General features: G+C 62.9%; 15 protein-coding genes and 2 pseudogenes. 10 read left to right on the forward strand and 7 right to left on the reverse strand.

Annotation, left to right across the window (positions count from 1 at the left end; all coding sequences use genetic code 11):
* Positions 1-56 precede the first annotated feature (56 nt).
* From DV733_RS15305 to DV733_RS15320, 4 genes are read left to right on the forward strand one after another with little or no spacing between them, the layout of a single operon-like run.
* Complete coding sequence (locus tag DV733_RS15305; RefSeq protein ID WP_049992846.1) at positions 57-929, forward strand: electron transfer flavoprotein subunit beta/FixA family protein; 873 nt, start codon at positions 57-59, stop codon at positions 927-929.
* A 2-nt stretch (positions 930-931) separates the two neighbouring features.
* Complete coding sequence (locus tag DV733_RS15310; protein WP_049992847.1) at positions 932-2,596, forward strand: electron transfer flavoprotein subunit alpha/FixB family protein; 1,665 nt, start codon at positions 932-934, stop codon at positions 2,594-2,596.
* 21 nt (positions 2,597-2,617) lie between these two features.
* The gene (locus DV733_RS15315) at positions 2,618-4,282 is read left to right on the forward strand and encodes an FAD-dependent monooxygenase (protein ID WP_049992848.1); all 1,665 of its coding nucleotides are present in this window, start codon (positions 2,618-2,620) and stop codon (positions 4,280-4,282) included.
* Between the two features lie 6 nt (positions 4,283-4,288).
* Positions 4,289-4,654 (forward strand): hypothetical protein, encoded by a 366-nt coding sequence (locus tag DV733_RS15320; RefSeq protein WP_049992849.1) that lies wholly within the window; start codon positions 4,289-4,291, stop codon positions 4,652-4,654.
* A 28-nt stretch (positions 4,655-4,682) separates the two neighbouring features.
* Here the strand turns inward: DV733_RS15320 and DV733_RS15325 are convergent, their stop codons facing one another.
* The gene (locus DV733_RS15325; protein WP_079979364.1) at positions 4,683-5,720 is read right to left on the reverse strand and encodes a PAS domain-containing sensor histidine kinase; all 1,038 of its coding nucleotides are present in this window, start codon (positions 5,718-5,720) and stop codon (positions 4,683-4,685) included.
* Between the two features lie 143 nt (positions 5,721-5,863).
* Here DV733_RS15325 and DV733_RS15330 point away from each other — a divergent pair, with 143 nt between their 5' ends.
* Positions 5,864-6,598, forward strand: coding sequence for a GNAT family N-acetyltransferase (locus DV733_RS15330; protein WP_049992850.1), 735 nt, complete (start codon positions 5,864-5,866; stop codon positions 6,596-6,598).
* Positions 6,599-6,729: 131 nt separating this feature from the next.
* Complete coding sequence (locus DV733_RS15335) at positions 6,730-7,092, forward strand: hypothetical protein (RefSeq protein WP_049992851.1); 363 nt, start codon at positions 6,730-6,732, stop codon at positions 7,090-7,092.
* Between the two features lie 21 nt (positions 7,093-7,113).
* On the opposite strand, the gene DV733_RS15340 is transcribed toward DV733_RS15335, so the two are convergent.
* The 5 genes and pseudogenes from DV733_RS15340 to kdgK1 all read right to left on the reverse strand — a co-directional run bounded on the left by DV733_RS15340 (position 7,114) and on the right by kdgK1 (position 12,449).
* On the reverse strand, positions 7,114-7,647 hold the full coding sequence (locus DV733_RS15340) for a GNAT family N-acetyltransferase (RefSeq protein ID WP_049992852.1): 534 nt from the start codon (positions 7,645-7,647) through the stop codon (positions 7,114-7,116).
* Between the two features lie 108 nt (positions 7,648-7,755).
* Complete coding sequence (locus DV733_RS15345) at positions 7,756-8,544, reverse strand: ABC transporter permease subunit (RefSeq protein ID WP_049994270.1); 789 nt, start codon at positions 8,542-8,544, stop codon at positions 7,756-7,758.
* Positions 8,537-9,520 carry an ABC transporter ATP-binding protein gene (locus DV733_RS15350; protein ID WP_049992853.1) on the reverse strand — a complete coding sequence of 328 codons (984 nt, stop codon included), beginning with the start codon at positions 9,518-9,520 and terminating at the stop codon, positions 8,537-8,539. The genes DV733_RS15345 and DV733_RS15350 overlap by 8 nt, the downstream gene beginning before the upstream one ends.
* A 41-nt stretch (positions 9,521-9,561) precedes the next feature.
* Positions 9,562-11,309, reverse strand: a pseudogene (gene pyk, locus DV733_RS15355) (pyruvate kinase).
* 186 nt (positions 11,310-11,495) lie between these two features.
* Positions 11,496-12,449 (reverse strand): bifunctional 2-dehydro-3-deoxygluconokinase/2-dehydro-3-deoxygalactonokinase, encoded by a 954-nt coding sequence (kdgK1, locus tag DV733_RS15360; protein ID WP_049992855.1) that lies wholly within the window; start codon positions 12,447-12,449, stop codon positions 11,496-11,498.
* 328 nt (positions 12,450-12,777) lie between these two features.
* Between kdgK1 and DV733_RS15365 the strand changes: the two genes are divergently transcribed.
* The 4 genes and pseudogenes from DV733_RS15365 to DV733_RS15380 all read left to right on the forward strand — a co-directional run bounded on the left by DV733_RS15365 (position 12,778) and on the right by DV733_RS15380 (position 16,755).
* Complete coding sequence (locus DV733_RS15365) at positions 12,778-14,757, forward strand: PDC sensor domain-containing protein (RefSeq protein WP_049992856.1); 1,980 nt, start codon at positions 12,778-12,780, stop codon at positions 14,755-14,757.
* Positions 14,758-14,928: 171 nt separating this feature from the next.
* On the forward strand, positions 14,929-15,225 hold the full coding sequence (locus tag DV733_RS15370) for a YbhB/YbcL family Raf kinase inhibitor-like protein (RefSeq protein ID WP_079979447.1): 297 nt from the start codon (positions 14,929-14,931) through the stop codon (positions 15,223-15,225).
* Between the two features lie 72 nt (positions 15,226-15,297).
* Positions 15,298-16,355, forward strand: a pseudogene (locus DV733_RS15375) (NAD(P)/FAD-dependent oxidoreductase).
* A gap of 112 nt (positions 16,356-16,467) precedes the next feature.
* Positions 16,468-16,755 carry a DUF7545 family protein gene (locus DV733_RS15380; RefSeq protein WP_049992859.1) on the forward strand — a complete coding sequence of 96 codons (288 nt, stop codon included), beginning with the start codon at positions 16,468-16,470 and terminating at the stop codon, positions 16,753-16,755.
* Positions 16,756-16,778: 23 nt separating this feature from the next.
* Here DV733_RS15380 and DV733_RS15385 read toward each other — a convergent pair whose 3' ends face one another.
* Positions 16,779-18,128 (reverse strand): chemotaxis protein CheC, encoded by a 1,350-nt coding sequence (locus DV733_RS15385; protein WP_161569363.1) that lies wholly within the window; start codon positions 18,126-18,128, stop codon positions 16,779-16,781.
* Positions 18,129-18,175 lie beyond the last annotated feature (47 nt).

An 18,175-nucleotide genomic window follows, 5' to 3' on the forward strand; every position in this document is an offset into this window, starting at 1 on the left:
TTGGTGAAAGATTATTAGGCTCCCTCCCTGAGACACACTCACGAGGGATAGAGTATATGCGCACAGTAGTGCTGACGAAAGGCGTCCCCGACTTTCGCGAGGGAGTGGTCAGTTTCGACGAGGACGGCCACCTCGAACGGGGAGAGACGCCGACGGTGATGAATCCCAACGACAAACACGCGTTGCGGGCGGCACTCCAGACGAAGGTCCGCCACGGCGGGGACGTGAGCCTGATGAGTATGGGCCCGCCCGGCTACGAGGAGATCCTCCAGGAGGGCATGGCAGACGTCTACGCGGACGATCTGTACCTGCTCAGCGATCGCGAGATGGCCGCCGCAGACACCTGGGCGACGGCGATGACGCTCGCGACCGGGATCGAGAAACTCGACGACCAACCCGACCTCGTCATCGCGGGCTTCAAGACCGCCGACGGGGAGACCGGCCATACTGGCCCCCAGACGATGTGGTGTATGGATCGCCCGTTGATCACCCACGTCATCTCGCTCGACATCGACGAGGACGAAGAAGTGGTTCGGGCGAAACGGCTCGTCGAGGGTGACGTCGAGGAGATCGAGACCGTCGAAGCGCCGCTGCCGGCGTTCGTCGTGACCGATCCGGAGTTCGAACCAACCTATCGGACGGCCTCCTCGCGACTGAAACACAAAGACCTGCGCGAGCAGACCCAGGAACGCGCAGAGAACTACGAGGAGGTGCTGACGACGTGGGACCACGAGGATCTGAACCTCGATCCGGACTACATCGGCCTGGATGGCTCGCCGACGATCGTCTCGTCCGTCGATCCGATTCCAAAAGCACCCTCCGAACGTGAAGCCGAGCTGATCGATGCCGACGACGAGGAGGGGCTGAACGACGTGCTGGACGAACTCGCGCCCTTCGCAGAGGGCACACCGGAAGCGGCAGGTGACTGATCATGCCCGAAATCGACCCTACAGAGTACGAAATCGCGGAACTCGGCCCGAAGATCAAAGACGTCGACGACGCCGACGAGCTTCGGGAGATGCTCGACCTCGAGGAAGCAGGCGAGGATCGAGCGCCTGTGAAGACGCTCATCGAGAGCCGAATCGAGAAACTCGAAGAAGAGCCCGACGAAATCGACCCCGAGTCGGTCGATCTCTCGGAGCTCACCGTTGCGGACATCGCTAATCTGGTCCGGGACGTCGACGACGTCGCCGTCCTGGAGGACATGCTCGAACGCGAGAAAGAAGGAGACGAGCGCAAGACTGCCATCTCCCAGATCGAGAACCGAATCGAGTCCGTCTCGGGGACCGACGAAGAAGACAGCGAGGAGTCGATCTTCCAGCCGCCCGAGGAGAAGTATCCCGAACTCGACCACCCGACCGCGGACAAGCGTTGGGTGAAGGCCCTGGAGAACGGGACCTACGGGGACATGTGGGTCTACTGTGAGACCCAGCACGGCGAGCTGATCGACGTCAGCAAGGAGATGCTGGGCAAGGCCCGCGAGCTGATGGACGGGTACAACGACGACTACGACGCAGAGGAACGAGTCGTCGCGGTCCTGATCGGCGACGAGATCGAAGACCTGACCGAGGAAGTCATCGCCTACGGCGCTGACGTCGTCGTCTATCAGGAGGGGCCCGAACTGGCTCGGTTCCGCCACAAACCGTACACCGAGATTTTCGTCGACATGGCGCGTTCGGCGGACAATCCGCACGCCCGCGAAGATCGCGCGGAAGACGACTGGCGCGACTACCAGGAGCCCCGCTACACGATCTACCCGGCGACCAACAACGGCCGGGACCTCTCGGCGCTGGCCCAGGGAGAACTCGACTCCGGGCTCGCGTCGGACTGCTCGGACCTGTATATCGAGGACGCGATGATCTCGAATCCCGCGAAGACGGGCAAACCCGGCGAGAAGAAGGAGTTCGAGCGCATCCTCCATATGCCGCGGCCGGACTTCTCCGGGTTCGAGTACTCGACGATCCTCTGTATCGACAAGCCAAACCGGGAGTTCCACCCGCAGGGCGGCTCGGTGATTCCGGGGGCGTTCGACCTTCCCGAACCCGACTTCGACCGGGAGGGCCAGGTCGTCGAACACGAGATGCCCCTCGAGGACGATTGGTTCCAGGTCGAGGTGACCGATCACGACACGCTCGAATCCGGAATCGATCTCACCGGCCACGAAGTCGTCGTCGCGATGGGGCGTGGCATCGGCCGCAGTCCGACCGAGGGGATCGAACTCGGCCTCGATCTGGTCGACGCCTTCCAGGACGCAGCATTCGGCCTTTCACGAGGTGTGATCACCTCGAGCTACGACTTCGAGGGCCACGTCTCACAGTACATCTCCGAGGAACGCCAGATCGGCGAGTCAGGCCAGGAGGTCGAACCGGACATCTACATCGCCGCCGGGATCTCGGGTGCGGTCCAGCACAAGGTCGGGATGGACGAGTCCGACACGATCATCTCGATCAACACCGATCCCGACGCGGATATCCGGGACTTCTCGGATTACTTCATCGAGGGCGACCTCTTCGAGGTACTGCCGAAGCTGACCGACGCGATCGAATCGGGCGAACTGAAGATCGAAGCAGTGGCGGAGGGACCAGCAGATGACTGACTATACAGCGGAGGACTGTCGATGACAGAGCACGAACACTACGAGGCGCTTGTCGTCGGGTGTGGACCCGGCGGCGCAGCGGCGGCAGCGGCACTGGCGAACAACGGCGTCGAAACCCTCGTCTTGGAACGCGGGGTCGACGCCGGCTCGAAGAACGTCTCGGGAGGGCTGCTGTACGCCGAGGAGTCCGCTCCGTACACGCTCGACAGTCTCTTTCCCGGACTCCGGGAGGAGGCGACCGAGCGGCCGGTCACCGACCACTACATCCACAACGTCGCTGGCGAGACGGTCAAGACGTTCGACCTCGGGGGGATCCACCACCACGACACGGTCTGGTCGGATTCGGTCCTCCGTCGGACGATGGATTCGTGGATCGCAGAACGCGTCCACGAGAAGACCCGTGAGACCGGCGGCGGACTCCTGACAGACGTTCGTGTCAACGGCCTCCTCCGCGAGGCTGGTGAGATCGTCGGCGTCACCTGTGACGAGATCGATCCGATCGAAGCGGATCTGATCGTCGCCGCGGACGGCGTCAACTCCGAACTGGCTCGTGACGCCGGGTTGATGGACTGGGACGAACCCGAGGAGTGGTTCCAGGGCGTCAAAGCGGTCGTCGACATGCCCGAGGGCGCAGTCGAGGAACGGTTCGACATCGACGAAGACGAGGGCGAGGCGCACCTGTTCAGCGGCGACCTCTTCGAGGGCTGTCGCGGCGGCGGATTCCTCTATACCAACGAGGACACGCTCTCGATTGGGACGGTCTTCCACCTCGACTCGATCGCAGAAGGGCAGTACGAACCGCACGAACTCCTCGATAATCTGCTCACGCACCCCCTTCTGGGGCAGTGGCTCGACGAGGAGTACGACGAGATCGAGTACAGCGCCAAACTCGTCCCGGACTCGAAGAAGGTCGCCCACCCCTCGCCACATCGAGGGCGACTCTGTCTGGTCGGCGACGCGGCCGGGCAGATGCAGGCCCAGGGACCGATCATCAAGGGGATGAACCACGCCGTCTCCGCGGGTGGACTCGTCGCCGAGGCGTTCGTCGAAGCCCGCTCGCGCGGCGACCCAACAGCGGCAGGCGATCTCTACGAGCAGAAACTCCGCAGTGAGGGAGTGATGGACAAGCTTCGACCGACGAGCTACAAGGTCTCCAGTGCGCTTGCGGAGAACGGCCCGATGACGAAACTCGCGGACACGCTCGTGAAGTCACCCATCGGGACGACAGCGATCAAGCTCATGGGCGGCACAGTAGAAAAGCTGTTCAACTCACCGCGGATGATGGCGCTCATTCCGGACACGAAAACGCCGTACGTCACCGTCCCCACGACTATCGCGAAGGCGCTGGGTGAACCGATCACGGAGACGAATTCCGTCGAGCCGCCGGAACTGGACGATCGGATCGGCGATCTCACCTACGACATCGACGAGGGCAACCCCCACATCGAGGTGCTGGACAACTCCTTCGAGGCCTCCGGAACTGCCGTGACGGCCTGCCCCGTCAGCGCGAAGGACTTCGGCGGGGGCTGCTACCGTGAAGAGACAGTCCAGCGGAACGGCAAGGAGGAGACGGTCGTCAGCCTGGACACCCAGCCCTGCGTCGAGTGTGGGACCTGCGCGGTCGTCGCCGACACCGACTGGACCCACCCGCGCGGCGGCAAAGGCGTCGAGTACCGACAGGGCTGAGGTCCGATGACCTATACCGCGCGAATCGAATCGCTCGCCGACCAGGCGGCTCGGGATCGAGAGGCGTTCGAATCGCCAGCGGATCCGCCGGACGAGGATCGAGCGATGGGCTACCTCAGAGGGGGAGTTGGCCCCGCGGTGATGGTCTACGTCGACGCCCGGAGCGACGACTGGCATCGCTTCGACCCCGCCGACTTCGACCGGCTCGAAGGCGCGATGAACACCTGGCTCGAACTCTACGCGGCCTGTTACGGTGTCGACATCGAAGCCGAGTTCACGATCCGCAAGGCCGCCGAAGCCCTGCTCGAAACACACAACGTCCACGACGTGGCGCAGGTGCTGACACACGTCCCAGAGAAAGATGCCCGGTGAGAGGATCACACCGCGGTGAGACAGTCGATCAGGGCGGCTCTTTCGGCGGCAGGTAGAAGTGGACGACGTTGCCTCGCGGCCGATTTCGAACGATCTTGAGTTCACCGCCCAGCGATTCGATACACCACTTCATCACGAACAGCCCGACACCGGAGCCGTGAGAGGTCGCCGTGTTCTCGGACAGTTCGTCGATGGCGTCCAGTTCCATCTGCGGAATAGCCGGGCAGGCGTCTTCGATACGGATTTCGAGACGGCCAGTGTTCGGGGATTCGTCGATGGCGACCCGAACTGACGGCTCGTCCTCGGCGTGGACGATCGCGTTCTCGACGGCGTGACTGACCGCGTGCCCGAGTGCGTCTTGCGATTCGACCCACATTGCGGTCTCCTCTTCCAGGTCGATCGTCGCCTCGGGATGTGCCGCCGAGATGGGTGCAACCACGTCAGAGACAGCTTCGGAAGCCCGCCGAATTCGCCCTTTGTCGGACGACTCGATCGTCGCGTGTTCGATCTCCCGAACGGATTCGTTGAGCCCGCCGAGGTCGGTCGCTTTCGAGCGAATCGTTCGTGCGTACTCCTCGACGTCGTCGTCGTCGGTCGCTGCTTCGATCGCCTCGGCGTAGCCGTCCAGTACTGTGACGTCGTTGCGGAGGTTGTGTCTGATGATTCGCGAGAGCAGGTTTACACGCCGGCTCGTCGCCGTGTACGCCGAGACGTTTCGGACCTCGCCGAGGACCGGTGTCGAGTCGCCGAGTTCGATCTGCGACAGGTGAATCTTGACCCAGATGAGTTCGCCGTCGCTACGCTTGATCCGCCAGCGGAACGACTGTGGGTGACCGTTCGCAGCCTCGTTGATCCGTGCGCGCATCTCTTCGTCGGAGTGTGAATAGGTGTTCGCACTGTACGCCTCGACCGAGAGGTTCTGGAGCGTCGATGTCGTGTATCCGTACATCTCTTCGAGGCGGTGGTTGGCGTCGAGGACGGCCCCCGTCTCGGGGTGGTGCAGGAGCACGCCGACCTCCAGCGAATCGAAATACGGTGGGAGTGTTCGACTGGCGTTGAAAGTCATAGGAAGACGGAACACCACACCGTTCGCGTCCTCAGGGTGAGTACGTTCCTATGACGGCTCTGGAGCGAAACTGTGGGAACTATTGACGTTCCGGTCGGTGGCGTTGAAGAACCGTTAAGTATCGGGGTGTGATACCTACCCGCATGGAACTCACCGACGACTTCGAATTCGGCCACAGGGATCGCGAGGACATCTACAGGTACGTCGAGCGGGCAGGGACAGCCGACCCGGAAGACCTCAGACAATCGTTGCACATGGACCCACGAGCGTTCGGCCATCACGTCGCGATCCTCAAACGCGACGGTATTCTCGAAGAGGGCGGGCAGGGAGATCTGCGCGTGGCCTACGAGGCCGACGTCGAGGAGGAGTTCAGCGAGGACGACGTCGAGTTCACGATCCGCCAGGCTCGACAGGAGGACCTGACGGGGCTCGTCGGTGCGATTCGCCAGGCCGTCGAATCGAAGACCTACGTCGACGCCGAGACCGTCGCGGACATTCTCGACAGCGAGGGCGTCCTCTTGCGGCACAACGAGGTCGAATCGCGGATGTTCTTCGTCGCGACCGTCAGCGACGAGGTCGTGGGTTGGGTCCACATCAAACACCCAGAAACCGACAAACTCAGTCACACCGCCGAGTTGACCGTCGGCGTCCTCGATGAGTACCGCGGCCACGGTATCGGCAGCCACCTCCTCGAACGCGGTATCGAGTGGGGCGCGACACAGGGCTACGAGAAAATTTATCAGAGCGTCCCAGCGACCAATCAAGACGCCATCGAATTTCTGGAAACCCACGACTGGGAAATCGAGGCTGTCCGGGAGGACCACTACAAGATCGAGGAGGCCTACGTCGACGAAGTGATGCTCGCGCGAAACCTCTGAGACCTTCCGACCTCCAGACACCCATTGCAAACCAGCCATATCGAACTAGTCAGCACAGGAGATTGTATTCGACACTAACAGGAATGCAAACATGCAATGGATTTACTATTGATTGATAGTACTGTACTGGCATGGTAAGTGCGACAAGCCATGCCATAGCGTATTACTTCAAGGCAGTCCTCGTCGGCGTGATCCTGTTTTTGATCACAGCGACGATGATCGACGGCGGCGCGGAGGGGGGCGGACTTCTGTTCGGTGCGTTAGTCGTCCTGGGTTGGCCGTTCATCATGACAGTCCTGTTGTTCCATCAGGTCGGGAGCGTCGTCGACGATAAGTTACAGGAGCAGCGTGCGGCCAGGGCACAGGCCAATCGCCATCCGAGACAGAAGCGCCAGTCCAACTCCGGCAAGCGCCAGTCGAACCTCGGCAAGCGCCGGACGGCATCGGATATCGATTCGGGTGGCCAACGGGGTTCCAACAGCGGTCGGCGGTGATACGTTGCGACCGGCACGGCGCTAGCCCAATGGAAGTTCCATCTCGTGTTCGATCCCGGCCGCACTCGATGTCTCGAACCCGACGGATCGATAGAGGTTCATGGCCACGTGGTTCGAGCGCTCCACGGTGAGCCACACCCGCTCGACACCCCGGGCCTGCCCCTCGCCGAGCAGTCCGCGGATGAGCCGTGAGCCGATCCCCGCGAGCTGGTAGTCGTGGTGGACGAAGATCGTCAGTTCGGACGTTCCGTCGCCACAGTCGAGCAGACAGGCGTGGCCGACGGCGACGGGATCGCCGTCGGCCCTGTTCTCGTGGAAAGCAACGACGTTCACACCGTCTTCGAGGACGTCGAGCCACTCGCCGATCCGCCGCTCACCCATCGGGGGGAGACCCTGCGCACGGCTATCAGGTGCGAAATCAGCGTACATATCCCCGAGCGCCTCGGGTGTGAAACCCGCTCGAATCGCTATCTCGCGATCGTCGTAGTCAGTGAACGTCAGTGGTGGACGATCGAAGTGAGGCGCTGACGTGGGGTCGTCGTCGTTCTGGCTCATCGAAGCGAGATCACCTCACGCCCCGGCCGGACGAGACGTCCATACACATCCATTGTGGTGTCGAGAGTAAATACCTCGCCGTGATTATCAGCGAGTGAGGACGCTCGATCACTCGATGTCTCGCCTGCGGAAGTACACCGCGCTGGCGGCGACGAGTGCGATTGCTCCGACCAACAGGACCACACCACCGAGCAGGTCGTAGCTGCTCTCGACGAGTACGTCTGTGGGGTTGAAATATCGCATCGGCGCGATCGATCCCAGCCAGTCGTAGCCGGCGACGACCGTCAGCGACTCGAACAAAAAGAGTCCGAACAACAGTACCAGCGAACCGCGCTGGGCGATCGTCGCCCGATCGACCAACACTGACAGGACGATCCCGATTCCCCCGCACGCCAGTAGATACGGGATCGAGAGTGCGTGGACGATGGCCAGATTCACCGGATCGATCGGGTAGCCGATAGCCGCAGTCCCCGCGAAGACGACGACCGGTACGACGACGTTTACGACGACGATCGGGACGCCTAATGCGAGGAACTTCTCGCCGAGCAGTCGGGCGCGCGAGATCGGTAGCGACAGCAGGATGTCCATCCGCTCTCGGTCGACGTCCTCGGCGATCAGCGACGCCGCGCTGTAGGCGACGTACAGTCCCAGCAGCAGGGTCCAGCCGATCGAGTACAGCTCCGCAGCGAGAAAGCCCTCGATCGTGTTCATCGTCGCGAGGTTGAACAGTTCCTTGAAGATCTCCGGCATCTGCTCGATGAACTCGTCGAGGTCGATGTCGGTCGCGATCGACGGGAACGTCCCGATGTACATCCCCGCCAACAGTGATAATCCGACGCTGAGATACAGTGCCCCTCGAAGCCGTCGGCGCGCCTCGTAGCGGGCGAGTTCAAACATCGGCGTCACCTCTCTCTTCCGCAGTCGATCCATCCTCTGCCCCGTAAAAACGCATGAAGACCTCTTCGAGCGGCGCTTCCTCGATGTCGAGATCCAGCAGGTCGTGATTCGCCAGTGACGTCAGGAGGTCGTTGACGTCGCCGGTGTAGGTGAATCGGACTTCGGTCACGGTCGCCAACTCACCGCCGTCCGCCCCGTCGATCGCATCTCTGTCACCATCCTCATCGTCGACGACCACTCGTTCGAGGTCGTGGACTGCGCTGCCATCGAAGGCGTCGGCACCGACCCGGCCCCGGATCCGGGCGTGGACGAACTTCCCGCTGCGATCGAGCAGTGATTCGATTTTCTCCGTCGTGACGAGTTTCCCGTTCCGGAGTATCGCGACCCTGTCACAGACCCGGCGGACCTCGCTGAGGACGTGCGAGGAAAAAAAGACCGTCGTCCCTCGATCACGCTCTTCGCGGACGAACTCGTTGAACCGCTGTTGCATCAGCGGATCGAGTCCACTCGTGGGTTCGTCCATCACGACCAGTTCGGGGTCGTGCATGAACGACTGGATGATCCCGAGCTTCTGTTTGTTTCCCGAAGAGTACTCCCGAACACGGCGATCCAGCGGTGGATCGAACAGTTCGAGTAACTCCGCACGCCGAGACTCGCCTTTGATCGATCCATGGAGGTCCAGAATCTCCCGGCCGGTCGCGCTCTCCTCGAACGCGGGATTGGCTGGCAAGTATCCGATCGACCGTTTGGCCTCGATCATCGCCGGCTCGTCCGTACAATCCGAGCCCAGAACCGTCCCAGATCCGTCCGTCGGTTCCAGAAAACCGAGCAGTGTTCGGATAGTCGTCGTCTTGCCCGCACCGTTGGGGCCCAGAAAGCCGAATACCTCGCCCGCGTCGACGGTGAAACTGACCCCATCCACTGCGCGCACGTCGCCGTAGTGTTTCGAGAGGTCCGAGACTTCGATGACGCCCATTGCCGGGAACACTCCCGGAGAGAAAATACGTGTTTCGCCGTCTAGAGTCGCTGCGCGCCGACGGCGTCGCGATAGAGGACGCCTCGCTCGGCGTCCAGCGTCACGACGGCGCCGTCTTCGACAGCATCCGGGAGCGTCGCGTTCGAGATCATCGGAAGGTCGAATTCGCGCGCGAGAACGGCCGCGTGGCTTTTCGTTCCGCTGTGGCCGTCGACGATTCCTCTGATTCCGTCGGCGTCGCCGACGAGTTCGCCGTCGTAGTCGGCCGGCACGGCGACGATCGACCCCTCAGGTGCTTCCGAGAGATCGCCGTCTTCGAGTCGGTGAAGGTCGCCAGTGACGAGCCCCTCGACCACTGTCGTCCCGGAGACGATGGTCTCGGCGGCGACGTGGACCTTGAGCATATTCGAGGTCCCGATCCCGTCGAGTTCGGTCATCATCCCGGAGACGACGACGAGCGTGTCGCCGTTGCGGGCGATGTTCGTATCCAGCGCCGACTGGACGGAATTCTGGATGATCGCGTCAGCGCCGCCGGTCGTGTACGGTGCAGAAGTCGGGTGAATCCCCCACGAGAGCGCGAGCTGTCGTCGAACGCGGTCGTTCGGCGTCGAGGCGATGATGGGGATGCCGGGTCGGAACTTCGCGGCTTTCAGCGCCGAGTAGCCGGATTCGCTGGCGGCGACGATAGCTTTCGCGCCGATGTCCTCGGCGAGGAACCGCGCGGCGTGGGCCAGCGCGTCCGCCTGCGTGTCGTCGGCTTCCGGGATCCGCTGTTCGCGCAACTCTTCGTACTCCTCGCTTTTTTCGACTTCCTCGACGATCCGGGCCATCGTCGAGACGACTCTCGGGGGATGGTCACCGATGGCCGTCTCCGCCGAGAGCATGACCGCGTCGGTCCCGTCGAGGACGGCGTTGGCGACGTCCGAGGCCTCCGCGCGGGTCGGCCGCCGAGCCTCGACCATCGAATCGAGCATCTCGGTGGCCGTGATGACCGGCACGCCGGCCTGGTTGCACTTGCGAATGATCTGCTTCTGGATGATCGGCACCCGTTCGAGCGGAAGCTCCACACCGAGGTCCCCGCGCGCTACCATGATCCCGTAGGCCGCGTCCATGATGTCTTCAAGGTTTTCGACAGCCCCCGCGCGCTCGATCTTCGCGACGATCGGGATGTCCGCGCCCAGTTCGGTGAGTGCGTCGTCGATCTCGCGGATGTCCGAGCCGTCCCGACGAACGACGCCGCGACGAAGTCGACGTCTTTCTCGGCGGCGACCTCGATCTCGCGCTGGTCACGGGCCGGAATCACCGGCAGATCCAGCTCGACGCCGGGGACGTTGACGCCTTTTCGGGCCGACAGCGTTCCGCCGTTTTCGACGCGGGCGTACACGTCGCTTCCGTCGACTTCCTCGACTGTGGTCTCGATCCGTCCGTCGTCCAGCAACACCTTGTCGCCGGGTTCCACCGCCGAGATGTCGAGCGAGAGGCCGACCGCTTCCGGGCTCGCGTCGTCGCCTTTGTAATAGCGGATCCGCGACTCAGCCGCGAGCTCGATCGGTTCCTCGATATCCGCGGTCCGAACTTCCGGACCGGGGAGGTCGTGCAGGACTGCAACTGGCTCGTCGTGTGATTCGTCGACTGCCCTGATCCGGTCGATCACGTCGCGTCGGTGCTCGGGCGTTCCGTGACTGGCGTTGAGTCGCGCGACGGACATGCCTGCCTCGGCGAGCGCTGCGATGTCCTCGCGGGAATCGGACGCTGGGCCCAGTGTACAGACGATCTTGGCGTTCCGCATCTTATCGCCCTCCCGCGACCGAAGGTGAGTGTTTGCTGGCGTCGTCTATCATGTCCCGAACTGTGCCCGCCTGGGATATGAAGCTTGTCAGAGCGCGCTGGACCTGTGGTGGGACACCTATTCACACATTCCGGCAAAATTTACACCGTTCGTGTCCACACCGAGTCCTCCCTCCTCGAACCCACCTCATCGAGAGATGTCAGGTGTGGCCCCATCGATGACTTCCCGCACTTCGTCCGGGGTGATAGTCGCGATGTCGCCCGGAATCGATCGTTTGAGAGCGGCCGCCGCCGCACCCCACGAGAGCGCCGTGTCGAGGTCGTCTGTCTCGACGAGGGCCGCAAGAAACCCACCGACGAAGGCGTCACCGGTCCCGATCGGCCGCCGATCCGAAGCTGGATAGACCGACTGCTCGTAGCACTCTCCCTCGTGGAGTGCAAGCGCTCCGTCACCGCCCATCGTGACGACTACCGTCTCGATTCCGTAAGTCCCGGCGAGGTGGCGCGCCATCTCCTGGGCCGCGGCGTCGATTCCGAGGATCGACTCGGTGTCGCGCCGCGGCGCGAACAACAGATCGACGTCCGCGAGTAGTGGTTCGAGCGTGTCGCGGGCTTCCGCGTGCGACCAGAGTTTCGAGCGATAGTTCAGGTCGAAACTCACCGTGGTTCCCGACTGAGAAGCGATCGATAACAGCTGGGCCGTCGTCTGCGCGGTCGCGTCCGACAGGGCAGGCGTGATCCCCGAGGTGTGAAAGACCTCGGCCGATTCGACAGTCTCGGTGTCGAGGTCGCCGGGCTGGACGGTGGTCACTGCCGAGCCGGCCCGGTCGTAGACGACGTCTGTCCCCCTCGGTGGATCGCCCGATTCGAGGTAGTACGTCCCGACGCGACCCTCGTCGCTCCAGCAGACTACTGGCTCGACACCGTCACGACGAAGTTGACCCGCGACGCGTCGCCCGAGAGGATCGTCGGGAAGTTTCGACAACCAGATCGCGTCCCGACCCAGTCGACTTGCAAGGGCTGCGACGTTGCTCTCCGAGCCCCCGACGGTGACGTCGAACTGTGGCGTCGTCTCCAGCCGACCGTCGGCCGGTGGTGAGAGCCTGAGCATCGCCTCGCCGAACGTGACTACCTCGACCATGTCTCCGGGTCACACGCCGCGAGTATATAAACGACGGCGCTCCGGACGGGTGCCGATTCACAGAAGCGATACTCTGCCGCAAACCTTTATAAGTCGACCGAGTAAATCGACGGGCAATGGTGCGTTCGTGGAGGAACTTCTTTCGGGCCTGTATCGGGGCAAGAAGAAACCCCCTCCGAGCCCGATCGGCTCTACGGACTCACAACACTTATGTAACGATACGTAACACAACTGCATGTAAAACCGTGGCAATGTTCGGACGAACCGTGAGCGAAAACATCGGGCGTGGGCGCACAGACGGGAAGCGAGACAGACGGACCACACATATATGAGTACTGACGAATCGAGTGACACAGGAGACGAATCGAGAGGCGGCGGGCCGATGGGCGTCGTTCGAAAGATCACGCCCGGCTTCATCCGGCGCAGTTTCGCGATCAAGTTCGGGATTGCGCTGTTGATATTGGGCCTGGCAGTCGGTGCCGTCGGCTTCGTCGGGTCGGAACTGGTCAAAGACGAGTTCCGGGACGAAGTCAACGAACAGTACGGGAGCATCGCGTTACAGGACGCGAACAACGTCAATAGCTGGATCCGGGAGAACAGCCGCGAGGCGACGCAGTTGAGCCGGATGCCGATCATGACCAGTGCGAACGTATCGAGGATAGACGGCTATCTCTTCGACGAACGGAACGAAGGGAATACGTGGGGCGGGACCGGTCCCGTCGTCCACTACGCGGACGTGACGAACGGAGAGATCGTCCGGAGTAGCCGGGACGCCTACGACAACACGTCGTTCAGTGAATTGAACGACTCACTGGCAGTTTCGTTGGATGGCGTCGAGATCGGTCAGGGAGTCGTCCGGTCGGAAGCGTACGTCGACCAGCGAGGAACGGTTCGGATCGCGTTCATCAGCCCGATTCGAGACGATGACGAAAATCAGCACGCGATCGTGTACACGATCTCGCCGACGGACTTCGCCACCCAGAGCCTCAGCCAGACGGGGCAGGACGGCGTCACGATGGTCGTCGACGGCCAGAACCGAATCCTCATGGAACACAGTGGGACGACCCAGCTGTTGCTCCAGAACTACTCCGACAGCGTCTGGGGTCAGCCGATCACCGACGCGCGTGGGGCCGGCAACGGCGAATCGGTCGTCCAGCTGGCACCCAACAAAGGGAGTGGCGTACTGAGTGGCGAAGCGAACAACCGGGTCGGCGAGTACAACCTGCGTGGCGAGAACTACCTCGTCGCGTCCTCGAAGGTGCCGACGATCTCCTCCGCCGGAATCGGGCAGTCTGTCGACTGGGTCGTGCTGGTTCACCAGAATCAGAACACTGCCTACGGTCAGGTCGAGTCGGTCGCCAACCAGCAGTTGATCGCGACGTTCGTCGGGATTCTGTTCATCGGCGTGTTCGGGATCGTCCTCGGACGCAACACGGCCAAAGCGATCGACCGCCTGAAAGGCAAAGCCGAGGAGATGGAGGAAGGCAACCTCGACGTCGATCTGTACTCGCCGCGTGACGACCAGATCGGCCGGCTGTATCAGGGCTTCGCCAACATGCGCGACGCACTGAAACAGCAGATCGAAGAGGCCGAGCAGGCCCGCAAGGAAGCCGAAGTCTCCCGCGCGGAGGCGATGGAGATGTCCAACTATCTCCAGGAGAAGGCCGACGAGTACGCCGAAATCATGCAGCAGTGTGCCTCCGGAGATCTGACCCAGCGGATGGATCCCGACGGAGAGAACGAGGCGATGGATCGTATCGCCAACGAGTTCAACGAGATGATCGACGAACTCGAAAAGACCACCGGCCAGCTCAAGAGCTTCGCCGACGAGGTCGAAACGGCCGGCGAGGTCGTCCAGACCTCCTCAGAGAGCGTCCGGGACGCCTCCGAGCAGGTCGCCGACTCCATCCAGAAGATCTCCGACGACGCCTACGACCAGAAAGAGCGTCTCCAGGAGATCTCCGGGACGATGGACGAGATCGCCGACGACCTCGAACAGTTCGCCGCCGAGAACGACGTCGACTTCGGCGAATCCCTCGACCGGATCGAGGAGATTGCGACCATGCTGAGCGACCTGACCGAGCTCAGCGAGGAGACCATGGCCGAAGCCGAGAACGTCGCCGGCGCCGCCGAAGAACAGGCCGCCGAACTCAACGAGGTCACCCAGCGCGCCGAAGACCTCTCGCGGTACGCCCGCCCGCTGCGAGAAGTTCTCGACCGCTTCGAGACCGAGTCCGAACACGAGTTCTACTTCCCGACCGGCCCCGGCTCCGGCGACGCCACCATGCCGGACACCGACGACGAGTAGTCGTCCGGTCGGCCTAACGCTATTTCGCGGACCCATCTTTTATATACTGGCACTCGATGCCGTCGCTACAGCGCGACGCTTGCCGTGACTCGTGACTGTCGAGCCGTGCCAGTGTGGTTGTCACTCGAGGCGAAGGCAGGACGAGCCGCGCGGGGTCGCGCAGGGAAACCGATGTCACAGCTTACGGTATCCAGTCCGGCGTTCAGGGAATGGGAACCGATACCCGACGAGTACGGCTACACCGAGCGGAACGTGAACCCACCGTTCCGGTTTGCAGGCGTCCCGAACGACGCCGAGACGCTCGCGATGATCGTCGACACAGCGGGGAAGGTCTGGGACCACTGGGTCGTCTGGAACATCCCCACGGCACAAGCCGAGATTCCCCAGGAGTGGAGCGCTATCGACGCCGAGGAGAGCGTCAACGGCACGTCCTCGCGGAGGCGACACTCGAAGGAACGTACCCCCTGATCGCGTCGCACTCCACCACTCGTTCTACCCGACAGCGCAAGGTACAAACGACGCGCGGCAGTATCTCGGATCATGAGTGAAGACGCCGAGCACCACCGACTCGTCATCGCCGGGTCCGGCATCGCCGGCCTGACAGCCGCCATCTACGCTGCCCGAGCGAACAACGAACCACTCGTCCTGGAAGGCGACGAACCCGGTGGCCAGCTGACGCTGACGACCGAAGTCGACAACTATCCGGGCTTCCCGGAGGGATCAGCGGTCCCGACCTGATCAACAACATGAAAGCACAGGCAGAGAAGTTCGGGGCCGAGATCGAGAACGGCGTCGTCGAAGCCATCGACGACGACGCCGACCCCCTGGAGATCCAGCTCTCGAACGGTTCGACGCTGACCGCAGACGCCTTCGTCGCGGCCTCGGGGGCGAGCGCGCGGACGCTGGGTATTCCTGGCGAGGACGAGCTGATGGGGTACGGCGTCTCGACGTGTGCGACCTGTGACGGTGCGTTCTTCCGCGGCGAGGACATGCTCGTCGTCGGCGGTGGTGACGCTGCCATGGAGGAAGCCAACTTCCTGACGAAGTTCGCAGACACCGTCTACATCGCCCACCGCCGCGAGCAGTTCCGCGCCGAGGACTACTGGGTCGACCGCATCATGGAGAAAGTCGACGCTGGCGACGTCGAGATCCTGAAAAACACGGAAGCCGTCGAGATCAACGGCACCCGGGAGGACGGCATCGAGAGTGCCTCGCTCGTGCGTCATCCCGACGGCCATCCCACCGAGAAACTCGATACCGAGCAGGCAGAAGAGGTCGAGCACTTCGACCTCGACGTCGGTGCAGTCTTCCTCGCGATCGGTCACACGCCCAATACCGAATATCTCGAAGGCACGGCTGTCGAACTCGACGACGCCGGCTACATCCAGACCGAGGGCGGCAAAGGTGGCGGCCAGACCGAGACCGGCGTCGAGGGAATCTTCGGCGCCGGCGACGTCGTCGACTTTCACTACCAGCAAGCCGTGACCGCTGGGGGAATGGGCTGTAAGGCCGCCATCGACGCCGACGAGTACCTCGAATCGAGAGAGTCGGCCACGACTGAAGCCGACGCCGACGCGGCCGCCGAAGCCGACGACTAACGCGAACCCGCCGTCTCACAACAGGTTGCCGTCAGTAGCGACGTTTCCCTCGCCGACCGCTCGGGCACACGAACCCGACAGTTGCATATGGGCCCGGCGAAAAGACGTGTGCATGGCAGAGACAGTGACGCTCACGATCGAAGCCGACGACGGCACAGAAGACGAGCTGACAGTCCCGACCTCGCTGCTCGCGATGCTTCGGGAAGAGGAGGACGAGACGCCGCCGGAGATCGTCGGCGACATCGCCATGTTCGGGCTGGCCCAGCGTGTTCACGGCGCGATCCACCACGGCCAGGGCGACGCGCCGGAAGAACTCGTCGACGCCGAAGACAAGATCATGGAGCTGTTCGAGGAGCGCTTCGGCGCGACGTTCGGTGAACTCACCGGCCACAGCCACTGACTGGCTGGCAACCGACTCGCTTCTCAGAAGACGTCTTCCGGGTCGGCCTCGACCTGGTCGGCTCGCGCGACGAGTAGATCGTCCAGCGCCGCGCTCAGCTGGGCTTCGTTGGGGAGGGCGTGAATCTCACAGTCGAACGCGACCGAGTCGGTTGTGATCCGCGACTCGATCGTGTAGGCGTGGGTCTGGAACGGCCCGAGCTGGTCGGTGACGACCTCTAATAGCGTGAGTTCCATGTCGTCGGAAAATTCGGGTGGCGTGTGATCGACGCTCGTCTGGAGGACGTTCGCCCAGCCGTCGATGAACCCCGAGGTCATGATGTTGCCCAACTCTTCGAGCGCGCTCTCGTGCATCGGCGTCAGCCCCTCGCCGTCGGGGATCGAAGGCATCATGGCCTCGGCGATCCGTTTCGCGCCGTCTTCGGGGAACATGATCACGAGGTGGCCGCTGGGCGTTCCCTCGAACTCTGTGGTCGTCCCGACGTAGGTCTTCCCGCCGAGATCCGCCGAGATGTCGTCGATCGGCGTGAAGCTGATCCCGGCGATCTCCGTCTCGGTCTCGATCCCGGTCATCATCGTGACGCGCTCGGCTGCGGCGTGCGTCCCGGCGCGCGTTAGGTCGCTGAACACCGAGAGCTTGTCGAGTGGGAGCGGTGGTGTCTCCTCTTCGGCGTCGTCGAACAGCCCGCCATCCCCGTTGCTGTCGCCCATCCCGAATGCTCCCTCCGGCTCGGAATCGTCGAGCGTTCCAGCGAAGCCATCGTCTTGGCTGGCCCCGGCATTCTCGTCAGCGTCGAAGTCGTCGGTGACATCCAAACTGTCACCGTCGCTCTCGTCGACGCTCAACAGTGTCTCCAGTGACGTGGCATCCGGCAGGAGATGTAGTTTGACCCGACCATCACCGCCGACGGCCTCGATCCGGCCCTGGAACAGCGGCGCGCTCTCGGTTTCGTCGCTAATCGTCTCGAAACCAAAGTCGTGTGTAGCGGGATCCGGGATATAGGTCGCCGCTTCGACCGAGAGTGTCCCGCCGACGTGGGCCTCCCACTCGTCGACAAAGGCGTCGAGCAACTCCGCGGCCAGGCTTTCGAGCCCGCCGCGTTCGGCCATCGCCTCCCCGATCAACGCTTGCGCTGGCTCGTCGAACGCCAGGATCGCCGTCCCCGACAGTGGACCCCGGAGTTCGAACTCAAGACACTCCTCGCCGGCCGTTATGAGCTCCGCGACCAGATCACCCTGGCTGGCGATGGTGATCTTCGTCGCGCCAATTTGCGTCTCCGTATCGACGGCCTCGGCCAGCGCGCGCCCGGCTCGTTCAGCCCCGTCCCGGGTACGGAGGTTCAACTGTTCGAGCGAATCAGCGTCAACGTGCACGGCTTTCACCCCGATTGTGAAGCCCGAATACCCCATCGAAAGACGGT

This window comes from Halapricum salinum, assembly GCF_004799665.1.
Lineage (GTDB): Archaea > Halobacteriota > Halobacteria > Halobacteriales > Haloarculaceae > Halapricum > Halapricum salinum.

What these genes read in the sequence shown, in the direction of transcription:
- DV733_RS15305 (WP_049992846.1), top strand. Translation starts at nt 57, where the DNA reads ATGCGCACAGTAGTGCTGACGAAAGGCGTCCCCGACTTTCGCGAGGGA.
- DV733_RS15310 (WP_049992847.1), top strand. Translation starts at nt 932, where the DNA reads ATGCCCGAAATCGACCCTACAGAGTACGAAATCGCGGAACTCGGCCCG.
- DV733_RS15315 (WP_049992848.1), top strand. Translation starts at nt 2,618, where the DNA reads ATGACAGAGCACGAACACTACGAGGCGCTTGTCGTCGGGTGTGGACCC.
- DV733_RS15320 (WP_049992849.1), top strand. Translation starts at nt 4,289, where the DNA reads ATGACCTATACCGCGCGAATCGAATCGCTCGCCGACCAGGCGGCTCGG.
- DV733_RS15325 (WP_079979364.1), bottom strand. Translation starts at nt 5,720, where the DNA reads ATGACTTTCAACGCCAGTCGAACACTCCCACCGTATTTCGATTCGCTG.
- DV733_RS15330 (WP_049992850.1), top strand. Translation starts at nt 5,864, where the DNA reads ATGGAACTCACCGACGACTTCGAATTCGGCCACAGGGATCGCGAGGAC.
- DV733_RS15335 (WP_049992851.1), top strand. Translation starts at nt 6,730, where the DNA reads ATGGTAAGTGCGACAAGCCATGCCATAGCGTATTACTTCAAGGCAGTC.
- DV733_RS15340 (WP_049992852.1), bottom strand. Translation starts at nt 7,647, where the DNA reads ATGAGCCAGAACGACGACGACCCCACGTCAGCGCCTCACTTCGATCGT.
- DV733_RS15345 (WP_049994270.1), bottom strand. Translation starts at nt 8,544, where the DNA reads ATGTTTGAACTCGCCCGCTACGAGGCGCGCCGACGGCTTCGAGGGGCA.
- DV733_RS15350 (WP_049992853.1), bottom strand. Translation starts at nt 9,520, where the DNA reads ATGGGCGTCATCGAAGTCTCGGACCTCTCGAAACACTACGGCGACGTG.
- kdgK1 (WP_049992855.1), bottom strand. Translation starts at nt 12,449, where the DNA reads ATGGTCGAGGTAGTCACGTTCGGCGAGGCGATGCTCAGGCTCTCACCA.
- DV733_RS15365 (WP_049992856.1), top strand. Translation starts at nt 12,778, where the DNA reads ATGAGTACTGACGAATCGAGTGACACAGGAGACGAATCGAGAGGCGGC.
- DV733_RS15370 (WP_079979447.1), top strand. Translation starts at nt 14,929, where the DNA reads ATGTCACAGCTTACGGTATCCAGTCCGGCGTTCAGGGAATGGGAACCG.
- DV733_RS15380 (WP_049992859.1), top strand. Translation starts at nt 16,468, where the DNA reads ATGGCAGAGACAGTGACGCTCACGATCGAAGCCGACGACGGCACAGAA.